This is a genomic window from Echinicola shivajiensis, from assembly GCF_018642165.1.
In the GTDB taxonomy this organism is placed as follows: domain Bacteria; phylum Bacteroidota; class Bacteroidia; order Cytophagales; family Cyclobacteriaceae; genus Echinicola; species Echinicola shivajiensis.
This window is the reverse complement of record NZ_JAHHZM010000024.1, coordinates 1-18,946: the sequence shown is the minus strand read 5'-3', so window position 1 is coordinate 18,946 and position 18,946 is coordinate 1. Positions and strand designations below refer to the sequence as shown.

At 38.4% G+C, this 18,946-nt stretch carries 15 protein-coding genes and 1 tRNA gene; 9 read left to right on the top strand and 7 right to left on the bottom strand.

What is annotated here, in order from left to right:
• Positions 1-6 precede the first annotated feature (6 nt).
• Both KMW37_RS22100 and KMW37_RS22095 read left to right on the top strand, forming a co-directional pair.
• Positions 7-1,272, top strand: coding sequence for an HTTM domain-containing protein (locus tag KMW37_RS22100; RefSeq protein ID WP_246581606.1), 1,266 nt, complete (start codon positions 7-9; stop codon positions 1,270-1,272).
• Positions 1,269-3,692, top strand: a complete 2,424-nt coding sequence (locus tag KMW37_RS22095) for a TonB-dependent receptor (protein ID WP_215226815.1) — start codon at positions 1,269-1,271, stop codon at positions 3,690-3,692. Before KMW37_RS22100 ends, KMW37_RS22095 begins: the two co-directional genes overlap by 4 nt.
• 89 nt (positions 3,693-3,781) lie before the next feature.
• Here KMW37_RS22095 and surE read toward each other — a convergent pair whose 3' ends face one another.
• The 4 genes from surE to dnaG form a co-directional block, all read right to left on the bottom strand.
• The gene (gene surE, locus KMW37_RS22090) at positions 3,782-4,561 is read right to left on the bottom strand and encodes a 5'/3'-nucleotidase SurE (protein ID WP_215226814.1); all 780 of its coding nucleotides are present in this window, start codon (positions 4,559-4,561) and stop codon (positions 3,782-3,784) included.
• 129 nt (positions 4,562-4,690) lie between these two features.
• Positions 4,691-5,323 (bottom strand): hypothetical protein, encoded by a 633-nt coding sequence (locus tag KMW37_RS22085; protein ID WP_215226813.1) that lies wholly within the window; start codon positions 5,321-5,323, stop codon positions 4,691-4,693.
• A gap of 110 nt (positions 5,324-5,433) precedes the next feature.
• Positions 5,434-6,669 carry a bifunctional 3,4-dihydroxy-2-butanone-4-phosphate synthase/GTP cyclohydrolase II gene (locus KMW37_RS22080; RefSeq protein ID WP_215226812.1) on the bottom strand — a complete coding sequence of 412 codons (1,236 nt, stop codon included), beginning with the start codon at positions 6,667-6,669 and terminating at the stop codon, positions 5,434-5,436.
• An 82-nt stretch (positions 6,670-6,751) separates the two neighbouring features.
• On the bottom strand, positions 6,752-8,725 hold the full coding sequence (gene dnaG, locus KMW37_RS22075; protein WP_215226811.1) for a DNA primase: 1,974 nt from the start codon (positions 8,723-8,725) through the stop codon (positions 6,752-6,754).
• A 236-nt stretch (positions 8,726-8,961) separates the two neighbouring features.
• On the opposite strand from dnaG, the gene KMW37_RS22070 reads away from it, so the two are divergent.
• The 6 genes from KMW37_RS22070 (at position 8,962) to KMW37_RS22045 (ending at position 16,483) form a co-directional block, all read left to right on the top strand.
• Complete coding sequence (locus KMW37_RS22070) at positions 8,962-10,056, top strand: Mrp/NBP35 family ATP-binding protein (protein ID WP_215226810.1); 1,095 nt, start codon at positions 8,962-8,964, stop codon at positions 10,054-10,056.
• A gap of 9 nt (positions 10,057-10,065) precedes the next feature.
• Entirely contained in the window at positions 10,066-10,317 is a 252-nt protein-coding gene (locus KMW37_RS22065) for a NifU family protein (protein WP_186758149.1), read from the top strand.
• A gap of 28 nt (positions 10,318-10,345) precedes the next feature.
• The gene (locus KMW37_RS22060) at positions 10,346-13,408 is read left to right on the top strand and encodes a T9SS-dependent choice-of-anchor J family protein (protein WP_215226809.1); all 3,063 of its coding nucleotides are present in this window, start codon (positions 10,346-10,348) and stop codon (positions 13,406-13,408) included.
• A 149-nt stretch (positions 13,409-13,557) separates the two neighbouring features.
• Positions 13,558-14,331, top strand: coding sequence for a PASTA domain-containing protein (locus KMW37_RS22055; protein WP_215226808.1), 774 nt, complete (start codon positions 13,558-13,560; stop codon positions 14,329-14,331).
• Positions 14,331-16,175, top strand: a complete 1,845-nt coding sequence (locus KMW37_RS22050) for a T9SS type A sorting domain-containing protein (protein ID WP_215226807.1) — start codon at positions 14,331-14,333, stop codon at positions 16,173-16,175. Before KMW37_RS22055 ends, KMW37_RS22050 begins: the two co-directional genes overlap by 1 nt.
• Before the next feature lie 2 nt (positions 16,176-16,177).
• Positions 16,178-16,483 carry a rhodanese-like domain-containing protein gene (locus KMW37_RS22045; protein WP_215226806.1) on the top strand — a complete coding sequence of 102 codons (306 nt, stop codon included), beginning with the start codon at positions 16,178-16,180 and terminating at the stop codon, positions 16,481-16,483.
• Positions 16,484-16,551: 68 nt separating this feature from the next.
• Here the strand turns inward: KMW37_RS22045 and KMW37_RS22040 are convergent, their stop codons facing one another.
• Together KMW37_RS22040 and KMW37_RS22035 are read right to left on the bottom strand one after the other, a co-directional pair.
• Positions 16,552-17,658, bottom strand: coding sequence for a site-2 protease family protein (locus KMW37_RS22040; RefSeq protein WP_215226805.1), 1,107 nt, complete (start codon positions 17,656-17,658; stop codon positions 16,552-16,554).
• A complete protein-coding gene (locus tag KMW37_RS22035; RefSeq protein ID WP_215226804.1) occupies positions 17,648-18,280 on the bottom strand; it encodes an HAD family hydrolase in 633 nt (210 codons plus the stop codon). Before KMW37_RS22035 ends, KMW37_RS22040 begins: the two co-directional genes overlap by 11 nt.
• Positions 18,281-18,415: 135 nt before the next feature.
• Between KMW37_RS22035 and KMW37_RS22030 the strand changes: the two genes are divergently transcribed.
• Positions 18,416-18,489, top strand: a tRNA-Ile gene (locus KMW37_RS22030).
• 88 nt (positions 18,490-18,577) lie between these two features.
• On the opposite strand, the gene KMW37_RS22685 is transcribed toward KMW37_RS22030, so the two are convergent.
• The gene (locus KMW37_RS22685; protein WP_394369632.1) at positions 18,578-18,805 is read right to left on the bottom strand and encodes a helix-turn-helix domain-containing protein; all 228 of its coding nucleotides are present in this window, start codon (positions 18,803-18,805) and stop codon (positions 18,578-18,580) included.
• Positions 18,806-18,946 lie beyond the last annotated feature (141 nt).

Here is an 18,946-nt window from a genome sequence, read left to right as displayed (position 1 = left end):
TTTATCATGCTTATAAGTGTGCTAAGGTTTATGTTGAATGGGTGGATTGACAGCCAATACCTTACACCAAAATTCCATTTCGCATATTATGGTTTTGAGTGGATAAGACCGCTTGATAGTTTTGGTATGTACTTCCTTTTTAGTCTTATGGTAATAGCTGCCTTGGGTATTATTTTAGGGGCTTTCTATCGGTTTTCTGCATTGGTATTTTTTATCTCCTTTACCTATGTGGAACTGATCGATATTACCAATTATCTTAACCATTACTACTTTGTGAGCCTAATGGCATTGATCATGGTTTTTATGCCTGCCAATAAGGATTTTTCGTTTGACAGTTTTTGGAATAAAAACATTAAAGCCGATAAAATACCATATGGTTATATCCTTATGGTCAAACTGATATTATCCATAGTTTATTTTTATGCCGGTGTGGCAAAGCTTCAAGCTGACTGGCTGTTTGAGGCACTTCCTCTTAAAATATGGTTACCACCACATACTGGTCTACCAATTCTTGGTCCTTTAATGGACGATTTATGGGTAGCTTATGCATTTAGCTGGTTTGGTGCGATCTATGATCTAAGTATCCCATTTTTACTATTTAACAATAAGACAAGACCTTATGCTTTCCTAGTAGTAATAGCTTTTCATATTAGTACTTGGCTACTCTTCCCTATAGGCATGTTCCCATTTATCATGATCTTGTCTACTACTATTTTCTTTTCCCCAAACACCCATGACAAGGCTTTAAACTGGGCAAAAGGGCTTATAGGAAAAAGAAGAATTTCATTGCCAAAGGACATTCAATATCACAACAAATACCAAAATCTCATTTGGGGTTTCTTTGGGATGTTTCTACTGATTCAGGTATTGTTGCCATGGCGATTTTTGGCATATCCTGGAAAGCTTTTCTGGACAGAGCAGGGCTATAGGTTTTCTTGGAGGGTTATGCTTATGGAAAAGGCCGGTTATGCCATCTTTCATATTAAAGATCCCCAATCAGGAAAAGAATGGGAAGCCTACGCAAGAGATTACCTTACTCCTATGCAGGAAAAACAAATGGCCACCCAACCGGACATGATATTACAATTTGTTCAATTTCTAAAGCAGGAACTGAGCAGTCAGGGAATAGAAAATCCCGAAATAAGAGCTGAAGTCTATGTAAGCCTTAATGGAAGTGGAAGCAAGCTCTTCCTTGATCCTAAAGTAGACCTTAGCAAAATACAAGATAGTTTCAGCCATAAATCGTGGATATTACCATTCGAAAATAAATGAAAGCACATTTACTGTTCATACTATTTCTATTACAATCTGTTATTGTCTTTGGACAAGTAAACATTGGTGGAAAAGTAAGTAGCCTTGGAGCGCCACTTCCTGGTGTTAATGTATACCTAAAAGACAGCCCTTATCAGAGCATTACTGATTTGGATGGAAAATACCTCCTCAAATCCATTCCTACAGGTGAATATACATTGGTTGTATTTTCAATGGGTATGGAAACCATCACTCAAAAAGTACAGATCAAGGAATCCGGTAAACTAAAACTGGATTTCTCCATGGAGACTGTAAACGAAGAATTACAGGATGTAACGGTTACAGACCAAAGAGTGAATACATTCGGGGTCCGTAGGCTAAATACTGTTGATGGTAGTGCGATTTACGAAGCGAAGAAAAATGAGGTGATTGAGCTTTCGAACATGACTGCCAATCTATCTACGAATAATAGCCGTCAGGTATATGCAAAGGTACCCGGGCTAAATATTTATGAAAATGATGGTGCAGGCCTTCAATTGGGCATTGGTGCTAGAGGCCTTGATCCAAATAGAACTTCCCATTTCAATGTGCGTCAAAACGGTTATGATATCAGTGCTGATGCTTTAGGCTACCCTGAAAGTTATTATACTCCGGCGCTAGAAGCCGTGGAGCGTGTTGAAGTCGTTCGTGGAGCTGCCTCCTTGCAATATGGCACTCAGTTTGGCGGATTGTTGAACTTCAAATTAAAAGAGGGCCCTGAGGATAAGAAAATAGAAGTTAACCTTAGAAATACCCTTGGCTCTTATGGCTTTTATAATACTTTCACCAGTGTGGGAGGTACAATAGGTAAATGGAATTACTATTCCTTCTTCCAATATAAAAGAGGTGATGGTTGGAGAGAAAACAGCCAATTCGACTCAAAAATGGCCTATACTGCTTTATCTTATGAGCCTAATGACCGCTTTAGGGTGACCTTCCAATACACTTATATGGACTACTTGGCCAAGCAGCCTGGTGGATTGACCGATGCATTATTTGAGGAAGATCCAAGACAGTCCATAAGGAATAGAAACTGGTTCCAGGTCAATTGGAACTTAATTGGTAATATCATCGATTATAAGTTCAATAACAAACTGCGGTTAAATATCCGCAATTTTGCACTAATAGGGGGAAGAGATGCCTTAGGAAATCTTGGCCGTATAGACAGGGTGGACGATATGAAAGAGAGAAACCTGTTTGTGGACGATTTTAAAAATTTCGGCTCAGAAGCCCGCTTGATTTATAACTATAGAATCAAAAAGCAACCTCAGGTGGCACTGGTAGGTGCTAGGTTTTACAATGGTTTGACAGATAGAAAACAGGGATTAGGTTCCGATGGAAGTGATGCCGATTTCAATTTCCTTCATCCAAATGACTTGGAAGATTCAGATTATGATTTCCCAGGTAAGAATATTTCGGTATTTGCAGAAAATGTATTTAATCTTAGCAATAAATTCAGCATCACTCCTGGGATAAGGTTTGAACATATCCAAACAGAAGCAGAAGGCTATTATACACGAACAACCAAAGTCCTTGATCCTGAAACGGGCTTTGCGGTTGATTCATCTTATAAAGTACCAGAAAATAAGATCAGCACACGCTCTTTTGTTTTTGCCGGTTTAGGCTTGAGTTATAAAGCCAATGATAGACTGGAAGCTTATGCCAATTTCTCTCAAAACTACCGTTCAATCAATTTTAATGATATAAGGGTAAATAATCCTAATTTGGTTGTTGATGAGAATATCAAGGATGAAAAGGGATATAATTTTGACCTTGGGATCAGGGGAAGTAAGGAGAATGTATTTAACTATGATATCAGCTTTTTCTATTTAAGATATAATGATAGAATTGGAGCAATTCTTAATTTGGATCCTGAAAATTATAGAATCTATCGATACAGAACCAATATTGCAGATGCCTATAGTACAGGTATTGAGGCTTTTGCAGAAACAGACATTATTCAACTGCTGGATTTAAATAAAAAGTATAAAGTAAATGTTTTCTCTAATTTCTCAATTATTAGAGCGAAATACTTAAAATCAGGAGAAAGTAATGTAGAAGGAAATATGGTAGAATTAGTACCACCATTAAGCATAAGACCCGGCCTCTCCTTTAGTTATAATAGATTTAAAATGACCTATCAATATGCTTATGTTCAGGAGCATTATACTGATGCATCCAATGCTGTGCAAACTGCCTCTGCTGTAGAAGGTGTTATCCCTTCTTACCAAGTAATGGATCTTTCTATGAGTTATTGGTACAAATGGTTAAAAGTGGAAGCATCAGTGAACAACCTAACTGACAATGCTTATTTCACCAGAAGAGCCACAGGTTATCCAGGACCAGGTATTATTCCTGCAGAAGGTAGGTCATTCTTCTTGACCTTGGGATTGAAATTTTAGTATTGAGTAGTTAGTATCGGGATATAATAAAAAAGCCTCCTAAAGTCATTCTCTTGGAGGCTTTTTATTTAAATAAAAGTCAACATTAACTATTCTATATCAATATCCCATTCTTCATTCATTTGCGTAATTGCATGGTGAGCTGTCATATCAAACTGACAAGGAACCACAGAAACATAATTATTGGCAATGGCCCATTCATCATTATCCTCTCCCCTATCAAAATTAACAAAGTTACCTGCCATCCAGAAATATTTCCTTCCATTAGGATCATAGCGTTCATCAAACTCCTCCTGCCATTTTGCCCTTGCCTGCCTGCATAATTTGATACCCTTAATGGCCTCATTACGCTTTGGAGGGAAGTTTACATTCAAGGCAACACCTTTTGGCATGCCATGGTCAAGTACCTGTTTGGCTATTTTATAAACATACTCTTCCACATGGCTGAAGTCTGCTTTTGAACTATAATCACAAAGGCTAAAGCCAATACTAGGATAGCCCTCTATAGCCCCTTCAATGGCCGCTGACATCGTTCCGGAATACAGCACACTAATGGAGGTATTACTGCCATGATTGATTCCACTTACGATCAAATCTGGCTTTCTATCATTAAAAACATAATGTTTGGCCAACTTCACACAATCTGCCGGGGTCCCACTGGATTTATAAGCCATGACATCTTCAAAAATCTCTTCCTCATCCAATCTCAGCGTATTACCGATGGTAATGGCATGCCCCATGCCTGATTGAGGACTATCAGGAGCGACTACAACTACATCTCCCAATTTTTTCATGATACTTACCAGTACTCTGATTCCACGCGAAGTAATTCCATCGTCGTTGGAAACTAAAATCAAGGGTTTTGCCATTAAAATATGATATTTAAAAGGTTTTGCTATACATTCAAATTTAAGGAAAGAAATAAAATATTCCCCCATAAATAAAGAATGATGGACCTATATCCATCATTCCAAAATTCTATTTATTTATAAAACTGCTTAATCCTTAAGTTGGTTATAATAAGCAGTAATTCTTAACAAATCACCCCTACTATCATGGGAAAGCCTGTTTTTACGCATGTATAACTTGACTTCATCTTCCCTGTCTTCCATATAGGACATTAATTCTTTTTTCTTTTGGCTGTATTTCATGATTTCTCCATTTATAAAGAAATAAAAATCGAAGTCCAATTTGTTTGATCTGCCCATTGGTGCCCCGTACATTGGCGACATGTACATATTGTACATCCCCATGCTTCTTGTGTCAGTGGTAATAAACTCTCTACACAACAAGGTAATGTCTTCACCTTCTGTCAATAGTTCAAAGAAAATGGGCACTTCATAGCCATTAGAATTAACGTCATAGGGTAAACTATAAAAGGTCCTTATACCTCCATAATACTCATCAAAAATTTCAAATCGGCTGATAGAAGAGCTGCTAAATGTTTGTATACTTTCATCTCTAAGCTGCACGACATTATTATCAAGATCATATTTTACCTTTCCTTGGTAAGCATCTCCATTATCTAAAAACACTTTCCCATCATGCCAAATTTCTGAGGGAAAATCTTGAGCTACAGCTATTTGAACAAAAGCAAATGCGAAAATCAATATATAGAATAGTTTTTTCATGTCATTTGGGGCTTTGATCTATAATAAAATAACGAAAACCTAGACGGATTAGTTAGTTAATTTGTCCCATTTATAAGAAAAAAGCCCTGAATTTATCAGAGCTTTTTAATTTATTTCAATTTGTTGATTTGCTTTTTCAAAATCTGGTGTCCCATTTTATCCCGTTTCGTCGTCAGATAGCGTTCATTATGGGCGTTAGGACTTATTTCCAACGCAACAGTCTCTACAATTTCTAGGCCATAACCCAATAGACCAGCTCTTTTAGTAGGATTATTTGTCAAGAGCTTAATCTTAGATATTCCGAGGTCCCTAAGGATTTGTGCTCCTACACCATAATCTCTTTTATCCATTGGAAAACCTAGGGCTAGATTCGCCTGAACCGTATCCATACCTTCTTCCTGTAGTTTATAAGCCTTAAGCTTATTGATCAATCCAATGCCTCGGCCTTCTTGGTTCATATAAAGCACTACACCTTTACCTGCTTTGTCCACCATTTCCATGGCACTATGCAATTGAGGACCACAGTCACATCTACAAGAACCAAATATGTCTCCCGTTACACAGGAAGAATGGACTCTTACCAATATCGGTTCCCCTTCTTTCCATTCACCTTTTACCAAGGCCATATGGGTTTCATCAGTATTGGTTTGTTTATATGCAATAAGGTCAAAATCACCCCACTCAGTAGGCATTTCAACACCAATCTCTCTTTTAATCAAAGATTCATTTTTCAATCTGTAAGCGATCAAATCCTTAATGCTAACAAATTTTAAGTTGAATTTTTTGGCAACTTCCATCAAATCAGGTACCCTAGCCATAGTACCATCTTCATTCATGATTTCTACCAAAACACCTGCAGGATATAATCCAGCAAGTCTGGCCAAATCAATTGCTGCTTCAGTATGACCGGTCCTTCTTAATACGCCACCTCTTTTTGCCTTAAGTGGAAAAATATGACCTGGCTTTCCTAATTCATCAGGGTGGATGCTATCATCTAACAGCGCTTTTATTGTTTTTGCCCTGTCACTTGCCGAAATACCTGTCGTGCAGCCATGGCCGATCAAATCAACCGAAACAGTAAATGGGGTCTCGTAAGCAGCAGTATTTCTACCAACCATCAACTCCAAACCAAGCTCTTCACATCTATCTTCTATAATTGGAGCGCAAATAAGGCCTCTTCCGTGAGTGGCCATAAAGTTGATAATCTCCGGTGTTACTTTTTCAGCCGCACATACAAAATCCCCTTCATTCTCTCTATCTTCATCATCCACCACAATAACCACTTCACCTTCCCTTATTGCTTCAATTGCTTCTTCGATGGAATCTAATTTTAATTCTTCAGCCATATTATTTTATTAAATGGTCAATTTGAATGCAAAAATACATCCTTTATTGTCTAAAACCGAGAAAGCCTTTATTTAGTTTGGCCTACCTGGATTTTACGGTCCCCAATAGTTTATTTATTTCTCGAAGAGAATCATTAAGCGCCATTAGAACCAGCTGAAAATCTGAGACTTCTTCCACTTCACCTTTTTCTTCAGCTATTTTAATTTTTTGTATGGTTTCATCTACCATTTTTTCCAATACTCTTCTCTTCAAACGATGGATTTCATTAAAGGTGGTTTTTGGGAGGTTGTCCCCTTCCCTATTGGTATAGATCATGTGCTTTTGTTGCCAGTTATCTGACATCTCATGCCTTTGTGAAATCATATTGATCACTTCTGTTTTAACCTCTCCATCATCCATTTTGATAAAGTAATCAGGGTTGGGCAAGACTCCCTTCTTCAAAGCTCGCTTATATTCAACAAAGATTTTCCTGTAAATAGGCGTTTCGAATTCCAAATCCCCAGTTTCTTCAAACAGGTATTCGCAGACATGCAGCTCTTCTGTGATTTTCTCAAAACCATAGCTGACCAATAGCCTTATCATTTCCTTCTCCTGCAATGCCAAGGAATCTCTAATGGATGTCTTCGGCTTTTCCTCAGGTAAAAAAGTTTCAAATGGCGTGTCAGGCGCCATGAAATCCATTGGAGGTTCATCAGGAGGTCCCGCTTGCCCTTTACCTTTAAAATAGGACTCCTTTTGACCTTTCAGCAATATTTTATTCAGCTCTGCTAAAACTATCTCCTCTTCCATCTGTAAAAGGCGGGCAGACTCTTTCACATAAACAGACCTGATAATTGGATCAGGGATTTTTGCAACGCTCTGTACAACCTGCCTTACCGTATCTGCCCTTTTGATGGGATCATGGGCAGACTCTTCCTTATAAAGGTCAATTTTGAACTCTATAAAGTCCCTTGCATGCTCACTTAGGTATTGTTGAAAAGCCTCAGAACCAACCTTTCGGCTATAGCTATCCGGATCATCCCCATCAGGAAAAACTACTGCTTTTACATTTAGCCCACCTTCCAATAACATATCGATACCACGAAGGGAGGCTTTGATACCTGCAGCATCTCCATCATAAAGTACGGTTACGTTATCTGTAAAACGCTTGATCAGCTTAATCTGATTTTCCGTCAAGGAGGTTCCAGAAGAAGCCACTACATTCTGTATTCCTGACAAGTGTAAGGAAATAACATCAGTGTAGCCTTCTACCAAATAACAATTGTCTTCATTTCTGATGGACTGTTTCGCCTGGTACATACCATATAGCACATCGCTTTTATGGTAAATGGCTGTTTCAGGTGAGTTAATGTATTTGGGCTGCTTCTTATCATTGGTAAGAATCCTTGCGCCAAAACCTATGGGCTTCCCTGCAAGGTTATGTATGGTAAATACAACTCGACCACGGAAGCGGTCATACTTCCGGCTTGGATCCCCTTCTTTTTGGAGTATTAATCCACCTTTTAATAGAATATCTTCAGAATGTCCCGCCTTTAAAGCTGATTTATGCAAGTTGTCCCAGCTATCCATGGCATAGCCAAGGTCAAACTTTTCTATTGTTGTCAGATTAAAACCGCGTTCTTTAAAATAACTTAGCCCGATAGATTTACCTTCATCTGTTTCAAGGAGATTTTTGGAAAACAAATCCCTAGCAAAGGATTGGGCAATGTACAGGCTTTCCCTTTCATTATAGGCTTGTACCTCTTCTGGTGTAGCAGCCTTTTCTTCCTCTATTTCAATCCCATACTTTTGGGCCAGTTGTCTAATAGCCTCGTTAAAACCAATCCCTTCAACATCCATGACAAACTGGATAGAATCTCCTGAAGCTCCGCAGCCAAAGCATTTATAAATCTGCTTGGCAGGAGAAACCGAAAAAGAAGGAGATTTTTCATTATGAAATGGACAGCAGGCCCAAAGGTTCTGCCCTTTCTTTTTTAGGGGCACATAGTCATTGACCACCTCTTCAATATCGGCCCTGTCTTTGACTTTTTCTGTTGTGATTTTACTTAATGACATGCTGAATGGAGAATATGCTCAAAGATAGAAAAGTATTGTGAAACAAACAGAGCAGGAAAGCCACTCCTGCAGAAACTATTTTTTAAGTCCAAGGGTTATAGCTACAATACAAGTGAAATTTAATCCATATAACAAATCGACTTAATTAATAATCTCCATTAAGAACCAGATATTCTGGATAACAGTTTTTAAATAGCATTATTAAACTTTAAATTGCGCAAAATTTACATTTCCGAATGATTATAAGTAAAGAAAAGGTACTTAAAGCACTCTCCACAGTAGAAGATCCAGATCTTAAAAAGGATCTTGTGACCTTGGGTATGATCCAAGATGTAGTGGCGGAAGGCAATAAATTAAGTTTTAAAGTCGTACTGACGACTCCTGCCTGCCCATTAAAAGAACTGATCAAAAACAATTGTGAAGAAGCACTGGAAAAGGAATTCGGTTCTGAGCTTGAAGTAGACATTACCATGACTTCCAATGTTACCACGATACGTGATAATGCCCCGCTTCTTCCCAAAGTAAAAAATATAATCGCCATTGCATCTGGTAAAGGAGGAGTGGGTAAATCTACTTGTTCTTCCAATCTAGCAGTAGCATTGGCTGCTTCTGGAGCAAAAGTAGGCTTGGTAGATGCTGATATTTCAGGTCCGTCAATTCCTACGATGTTCAACGTTGAAGCTGAACAGCCGGCCGTAAAACAAGTAGATGGTAAAAACATCATCATACCTATTGAACAGTATGGTGTAAAACTGATGTCCATAGGTTTCTTAACTCCTGCAGACAGCGCGGTAATCTGGAGAGGACCAATGGCAAGTTCTGCCTTAAAACAGTTCATCAGTGATGTGGAATGGGGAGAGTTGGATTATTTATTGATAGACCTGCCTCCGGGTACTTCTGACATTCATCTTACCATGGTTCAAACGGTACCAGTAACTGGAGCGGTAATCGTGACCACGCCACAAAAAGTTGCACTTGCTGATGCCACTAAAGGCCTTTCCATGTTTAAGCAACCTCAAATAAACGTACCCGTCTTAGGTGTTGTGGAAAATATGGCTTATTTTACACCTGAAGAATTACCGAATAATAAATACTATATATTTGGTAAAGAAGGTGGTCAAAAGCTAGCCAAAAAGTTTGACGTTCCGTTCTTAGGTGAAATACCTATTGTTCAAGGAATTAGAGAAAGTGGAGATAGCGGTTATCCTGCAGTTTTGAAAGAAGGACTTACACAAAAGGCTTTCTCCGAATTGGCGGAATCACTAGCTAGACAAGTGGCCATTAGAAATGCAGATAAAAACAAAACCAAGGTTGTACAGGTTAATACCTAATAAAAAGAAATGGATACTGAATTAATTGGAAAAATAGAGACGGCACTTGATACAATACGCCCCTATTTAGAAGCTGACGGAGGTAATGTGAAGATTGTGGACCTAACTGAAGAAATGGTATTACAACTTGAATTGACCGGAACTTGTAGCTCTTGCCCTATGTCTACCATGACATTAAAGGCCGGTGTTGAAGAGGCTGTGAAAAAAGCCATTCCAGAAATCAATAGAGTTGAAGCCATCAATATTTCAGTAGCTGAATAATCAATTACCCGTTTTTAAGAAGTAATTAATGAAAAGGATAATGCTAATTTTGAGGATAAAGTTGGTTTTATCCTTTTTATTTTTTGAACTCTCACCGGTACTAGCTCAAAATATACAGGCCAATATTTATCATTCAGGAAGTACCAATCAGGATGGACCTGAAAAATGTGCTGCTGGATATTTAGAAGCCAAACAAGAAGAAGCTCTTGGCTTGTTCGGATCCAAAGATTACTTCGAGGCTTGGATGTCTGATAAAATCCAAACCAGAAAACTTCAGCCACAACTTAGAGCAACTGCAACTGAGGTCAGAAAAATCCCTGTAGTGGTCCATGTGATTCATAATGGAGAAGCCTTGGGTGAGGGCGCCAATATCCCCTTATCTCAAATTCAAGCTCAGATTGATATTCTTAATAATGATTTCAGAAGGCTAAATGAAGATGCTTCCAATACACCCGCCGAATTTTTAGATGTAGCAGCGGACACTAATATAGAATTTGTTTTGGCCAAGCAGGACCCAAAGGGCCTCCCTACCGATGGTATTAACAGAGTTCAAGGAACAAAATCCACCTACACTCAAGCCGATGCCAATCTAATAAGTCAGTTATCCTACTGGGATTCAAACGAATACCTTAACTTATGGGTAGTAACACTTCAAAGCCCTTATATCGGTTATTCTTCATTTCCAATTTCAGATTTGGATGGTTTGAACTTTGCTCCAAGTTCCAATGAAACTGATGGAACCACTATTGACTACCGCTATTTTGGTAGAGGTGGAAACGCTTCTTCTGGATCTTTGGGAAGAACCGCAACGCATGAAATTGGACATTACTTGGGATTGAGACATATCTGGGGCGATGGAGGATGTGATGTAGACGACTATGTTTTGGACACACCTGACCAAAGTTCCAGTAACACTAATTGTCAATCTACCCCCAGGGAAACCTGTGGATCAAGGGATATGATTGAGAATTATATGGACTACACCCCTGATCGGTGCATGAACATTTTTACAGAGGGCCAATTGGAGCGAATGAATATCGTATTGGCCAATAGTCCAAGAAGAGTCAATTTAGTCAACGGAAGGGCCACCCAAGAACCTGTTATTGTTCCTATTGACCTTGCATTAGAGCAAATTATTACACCCCAAAACTATATCTGTTCTCCTGACTTGACTCCAGTGGTGCGTGTCTTTAACGCTGGAATTAACGCCATTAACAGTGCTGAATTAGCGATTAGTTTAAATGGCCAGATAATAGAGCAGAAAAGCTTTAACCTATCATTGAATCAAGGAGAATCAGCTAACCTAGAATTTTCCAGCCTTAGTTTACCAATGAATGGGAATGAGTTTGCATTTGAAGTGCTTACTGTTAATGGAGGTGAAGACAATAATGATTCGAATAATATTCTTTCATCCTCTCCAAAACTGCAACCTGAATTAAGCCTTCCTTACAATTATCAATCTGACGATTTCGATAATATATGGAGCGTTAAAAATGAAGATGGCGGTGTTACCTGGAGTAAAGAAACATTAAGTATTGAGGGGAATACTCAGGAAGCTATTGGCATCAATTTCTACAATTATGATGATGCAGGTAAGCAGGATTACCTTATTTCACCACAAATCAACCTGAGCAACTATCCTAATGCCCAGTTGGTGTTTGAATTGGCCTATGCTCCATATCCGCAGGATGGATTGGACGATGCCTTAATAATTGGAATTTCAACCGACTGTGGGAATACTTTTGATTTATTAAATCCCCCTTATTCCAAGACCCAAGATAGTCTCACTACTGCTGAAGAAAATGAAAACAGCTATATTCCGAGTGGACAAAGTGAATTTAGAACGGAAGTCGTAAACCTAAGTGAATATGCCGAGCTGGGGAATATCCGAATTGCTTTTATTGGGGTTAATGGATATGGTAATAACCTATTTATAAAAAACATTAGCATAAGGCCTGCAGAAGAAGTCAAATATGATTTAGAACTGAAAGAAGTTGTCAGTCCATCTCCTGTTACAGATGGCTCCCAAGAATTGGAAGTACTCAAACTTAGTAATACTGGCACATTGACTGTAAACACGTTCTTAATAGATAGAATAGTAAATGGTGCAAGTCAGGAAACACTGATTGCCGAAGGAAATAATATAGCTCCTGATGAAAGCATTTTAGTCGAACTTCCTAACTCCCTGATTGATGGTCTTAATGAAGTGGAATACAGGATCCACTCTCCAAATTTTGACCAGAACAATGGCAGTTCAAGCTCTATTTTGAGGTATTATATACAAAATGCAGATAGCATCGCTGCGCCATGGAGACAATATTTTGATAACACACTAGAACTTGACCCATGGCTTAGTGTAAGTCCAGAAATTGGCGAAGAAGCTTGGGAATTAGCCGTTAAACAAACCGGCGAAGCCGGGGATAACTTGGCCAGCCTTAAAATTGAAAGTACCAATGATAGTTATTGGATAGCTTCGCCGGTAATGGACTTGAGCAATACGAGCCAAGCCAGTATCTTCTTTGAACGTGCAGCAAGTGCCATGGATGAAAACAGTAAAATGAGGGTTCTACTTAGTACGGACGGCGGAGTTCATTTTAATCAAGAATTGGCGGTTTATTCCGGCGAAGAGCTCAATACTATTTCTGGAACTGCTCCTATAAATCCTAATTCCGAAGAAGAGTTTATTAGAGAGTTTATTGACCTTTCTGCTTTCACAGGAAGTGAAATGGAAAATATCCGTTTGGCTTTTGTAATAGAAAATGCAGCAGCCAGCTCCAATCCGGTTTATTTGGACAATATAGAGTTCTTCCTTTCCAATAATCCTGATCCTGTTAACCCAGGAGATGGCAATGCAGTGGTTTACCCTAATCCAGCCACAGATATCTTTAACATTGCATTTAATCTGGAGGATTTTGAAGATGTACGTATACAGGTGATTGCCTCCTCGGGACAAGTTGTTCATGATGTTATATACCCTGGAACATTAAACCAAACTTATAGTTTCAGTTCTTCATTATTTGCAAAAGGTGTATTTATTGTCAAAATACAAAGTGATAGTTTGGCCCTTACAAAGAGGTTGATTATTCATTGATCTTTGCTTGTAGAAATTACTTGTATTAACAATCTTTTAAAATTATTGGCACGTTTATTATGGTCATATAATCGATTTATAGAAAAATCATTCTTAGAAGACAAAATTAAAATTACCTTTACAGGGGATTAATAACCAAAATTTCATCAATGAGTAGTTTAAAAACAGGTACTAAAAAAATCTTAACCCATCTGGTCATTATTTTGGGATTACTATTTGCCTTATTATTTTTCTTTTTTGAGGTATACTTACCTGGATACACCAATCACGGAGAAACAGTAACCGTTCCTGATTTGGAAAACTTCCATTATGATGAGATAGAAGACTATCTAGTTTCACGTAATTTGAGGTATGAAATCTCCGCTGATAGTGGCTTTGTGGCAGATGCTAAACCTTTATCCGTATTAAAGCAAAACCCAAGACCAGGTACTAAGGTTAAGCAGGGTAGAAAAATTTATATCACCCTGAATGCAGAAAATGCTCCTTTGATTAAAATGCCAAATTTGGTAAACAGTCCATTGAAAAATGCACAGGAAGTGTTGGCCAATTATGGCTTGGTAAGAGGTGAAATAATTTACGTTCCAGATATTGGCCAAAATGTAGTTTTGGATCAAAAATTTAGAGGAAGAACAATCAAGGAGGGTTTTGAGATTCCAAAAGGTTCACAAATTGACCTGGTTGTAGGAGATGGATTGGGCAAGCAGACTTTGGCTATTCCAAACCTTGTGGGCATGGAAGAGGCAGATGCAGAATTCTTGGTAGTTGGTTCAGGGCTTAGATTAGGAAGGATCAATTATATATCCACCGACACAGTACCCAAAGGAACAATCGTAAAACAATTACCCCCTTCAGGCATTGAAGCCAAAACAGGAGAACTGATAGATGTATGGGTTTCAGAATTAGAAAATGGAGATAATTTTTAATGAGCTTAAGCGCTAAAATAGTAGGATACTTTTTTGTACTTCTGCCACTTTTTAACCAGCAGGTACAAGCCCAATTGAGGCAACTGGGAGTGGATAGAAGCCCCCAACAATCAATTGAAAAGAATATTAAAGCAAAGGTTCAAGCGGAACCTTTGCTTTTACCGTTTTGGGATGATTTTTCATCGGATACACTTGACTCCAACAAATGGATTAACCAAGGAACAAATATGAGTTGGGGTGTGGCAATAAATGCCCCTACCATAGGTGTAAACTTGCTTGACGGTACTAAGTCAAATGGTCAGCCCTATAGCACAAATATTACCCTTTCGGGAATATGTGACCAGTTAAGCTCCCAAATAATTGACCTTAGCAACTTGGAAGAAGCCGAAAGGAACAGCACTTATTTCAGTTTCTTCTGGCAAGCTGGAGGAAAAGCGGAATTGCCAGATGAGGCGGATAAGCTGGCCCTTTTATTTTTAGACTCTTTGGGCAACTGGAATACGGTTTGGGAAAAATATGGAGGAGAAGAATCCAAAGCTTTTCAGCAGGAAATATTAGCACTAGACCCCATTTATTTTCATCATAATTTCCAATTTAAATTTCAGAACTCTGGAAGACTTTCAGGACCTTTTGATAGTTGGTTGATAGATTATGTCTATTTGAACAGTGGAAGAAGCCTTAATGATCTAAATTATCAGGACAGGGCGCTTACTCAGGTTAACAGTAATTTCCTGGGGAAATATAATGCGATCCCTTTGTATGAGTTGAATGCTGACCCTACTCCCCTATTGGCCAGCATCGATAACCAGTTCAATAATTTAAATAATCGCTTTCGGGCCATGGAATATTCCATATTGGTAAGGGAAAAGGAAAGCCAAGAACCTATTATGAGCTTAAATGCCAATACGCCCTTTAATCCGGTGCCATTGGCGAATGAAAGGCGTAATTTTAGCAGTTCTCCACCTACAGAATGGAACATGCCAACAAGGGAAGAAAACTTTGATATGGAAAGCATTGTATATTTGAGTTCCGGAGATAATTATCTAATTGATCAAATTCAGGGTAATGACACGCTTTATCATCAATCGGTGGATTTTAGGTTAAATGATACTATTAAAACCCTTATCCCAATTCGTGATTATTATGCATATGATCGCGGCACTGTAGATTATGCTGCTGGTATTAATCAGAGATCCGGAATGTTGGCCGTAAAATATGAAAGTTCAGAGACCGCCTATATCAATGCCATAAGCATCAATTTCACCAATGCTGCCCAAAGCGGAACGGCCGTAGATTTAATGATATGGTCCAATCCTGAAGAGCCAGCAAGATTCACCAAAGAGGTATTGATACAACCAAAGACTTCTTTGAAAGAATTCACCAAGTTTGAATTGGATACAGCTATACAAGTGGATGGCATCTTTTATATTGGCTTTGCCCAATTTACCAATGAATTTATTCATATAGGATTAGATAAATCCAACGACACCTCTGAAGAAGTGTTTTACAATACCAGCGGCACTTGGCAGGCAAATGAAGAGGTAAAGGGCTCATTAATGATACGACCACATCTTCAGGTTGAGGCTCCTGTCTTTGATGAAGAACCACAGCCAGGTTCAAGAATTAAAGTTTTTCCGAACCCAGCCACTCAAAATAGGGTTAACATAAACGGGGATTTTGACCTTGTCAAAATGTTTGATGCATTTGGCAGGGAAATAAATATTTCGGTGGTACCTTCCGAAAATGGTAAAATCATTAATTTTGCCGGAAAGCAAGAAGGAGTTTACTTCATTAAAGCTTGGAAAGGTAACACTCCACAAACAATTAGAATTTTAGTAAAATAATCATGGAAGACATTACAGTAGAAGAATTAAAAGAAAGGTTGGACAAAAATGAAAAGTTTGCCTTTTTAGATGTTCGTGAAGAATGGGAATATGAAGAGGATAATTTAGGAGCCTTGAATATTCCTTTGGCACAACTGCCACATTCTTTAGATGAAATCGAAAAATATAAAGATGAAGAATTGGTCATCCACTGCCGTTCTGGAGCTAGAAGTGGTAATGCGAAGCAATTCTTGGAAACCAAAGGCTATACAAAGGTACGTAATGTACTTGGTGGAATTTTAGCTTACAGAGAATTAGAAGAAGAGTAGGAAAACCTACTCTTCTTTTTTGTTGATACCTTCTGCATTCCAATCACTATTTTCACCATAATTGACTTTTAACCAATTTGAAAGGGTTGTGGGGTAAAGCATAAGATAAACACCAAGATGGCCAACCAAGCTAAAACCTTCCTAGGACCATTTAATGGTCTCCCGTCAATTACCGGTGGATGCTCTATACCTAGTACCCTTCCCAATAGAAAGCCAAACAACAGCCAGCCATTATAGCCCTCTAAATGTGGGTAGAAATAACTAATGGAATATTGTACCACTACTATACTCAGTACCAAGGCCCATTTGTTTTGTAGGCTTAGGCTGGTTTTTCTAAAACAAATAAATACAAAGCCAATATAAAGCGGTAAAGCGATTAGCAGATAACCGGTATCCATATAAGGATTGACAATTCCAAGACCTGCAAAAAGCATAAAAGCAGTATAAAAGGTCAAGGATATAACCTTATGTGATTTGGGAAATAGTCCGAAGATGACATGCCCCCCGTCCAATTGACCAATAGGCAACAAATTCAAAGCAGTAAAGAAAAGGGCCAGGTATCCAGCAAACAAGTAGGGATAATGTATCAATTCTCCCATATTGGGCATTTTTTCCGGATCCGCCAGTACCTTCCCCATTCCCCAAAATAAAAGATTGTCTCCCAATTCTATACTTAAAGCCTCTGCTTCATCTGGATTATAATCCGGTTCTAGGTATTCTGGATGAATTTCATAAATATAGTCCGCATCAGGCAAATTTGTAAAGCCATAAGTAAGTACCCCAAAAGCTATCACAAAGCCCGCTAAAGGCCCAGCAACACCTATATCGAAGAATTTCTTCCTGCTACTCACCATGGATTTCATCTTAATAATGGCTCCCATGGTACCTATTGATGGCGCACCTATAAAACCCAACCAAAAAGGAATAAAGAATGGAAGAGAAGACTTCACTTTATGATATATGGAAGTAAAAAGATGACCCAACTCATGAATCAAGAGTATACCTATAAATGGAATGGAAAAGGCCATAGATTTAATGAAATAAGGCCAGGTCAAAGGATTTTCACTGGAAATCAAAGACTTTCCATATAACCACTCAGCTCCTGCCAGAGTAGCACAAATAAAGGTGATAACGAAAAGGGATATATGCCGAAAATATTCTTTTTTACTGTACATTATTGAAGTAATCCATCAAAGCATTAGGGTGATTAATATGACAGGTCTTTAAACCAACTGATTCAGCGCCGACAAGGTTCGGTGCAGTATCATCAAAAAACACTCCTTTTTCGCCGGATTGCCCAATCTGTGCTAAGACTTTCTCATAAATAATCGTATCAGGCTTTCTGCAGCCCATTTCATAACTCAAAAACAAATGATCAAATAATTCATCGAATTTCTCAACCCCTGTATCAGCCAATAAAATCTCTTCCACTTTTCTAAAATGAATGGCATTGGTATTCGAAAGCATATAAACTGGATGGGTCTTTCTCAATTCCTTCAATAATTGAATTTTATGAACAGGGATTCTTCCCAGCATAGCATTCCATATATTGTCTATTTCTTGGTCTGTCCAGTTCTTTTTGAATACATTTCTTACTTCAGTTCTAAAAGTGGTATCATCAATCTCCCCTTTTTCATAGGCATGATGAAGCGGATGAGCCATAAAATTCTCAGTAGCGTATTTTTTATCGCTTTTTATATTTTCATCTAATTGTCTGAGGGTAAAAGGGATATCCAAATCTATGATCACGCCGCCGAGATCGAAGACAAAAAAATCTACATTTTTATCAATTTTCATACAGGTAAATGTTGTTGTTTTGAAATCAAATATGTAACATTGCATTCCCAAAAGCAAGGAAAAAGTTATCTAAGCAATGCGAATTGAGTAGCTGATTTGATCCACTGATATTAAGTTTCAGGACAATGCTTTTCCGGGCCTATAGCTCAGCTGGTTAGAGCACTTGACTCATAATCAAGGGGTCCCTGGTTCGAGCCCAGGTGGGCCCACTGAAAATCAGCCACTTACGATTTAAAATTGTAAGTGGCGTTTTTATTTGCACACGATTTGCACACAAAATAGGGTCAAAAAATATTTTTAAATTTTCTTAAAACCCCTGTCCCTAATACGGCCATTTTGGTGATACCTCACTCCTTTTAACTTGGATGCTCTTGGTTTGGAAGTAATCCACTCAGTGATTTCGTCTTTGATAAAGTAGAGCTTTCCGGCTTTCTTATAGTAAGGAATGAGTCCTTTGGACACATAGCTATAGATGGTCTGTTTTTTAAGCTCTAGGAGCTCACAGATTTTGTTAAGTGTAAGAATCTGGCCAGTGTGGTTATTTCGGTCTGACCATGCCAGTGATTTCGGTCAAACCGTGCCACTAAGAAAGATCATTTAAAGAAGGTCATTTTTTATTCATTTTTCAAGATTCCCTTTCTCAAAGATTCTCCCTTGAGGTCTATT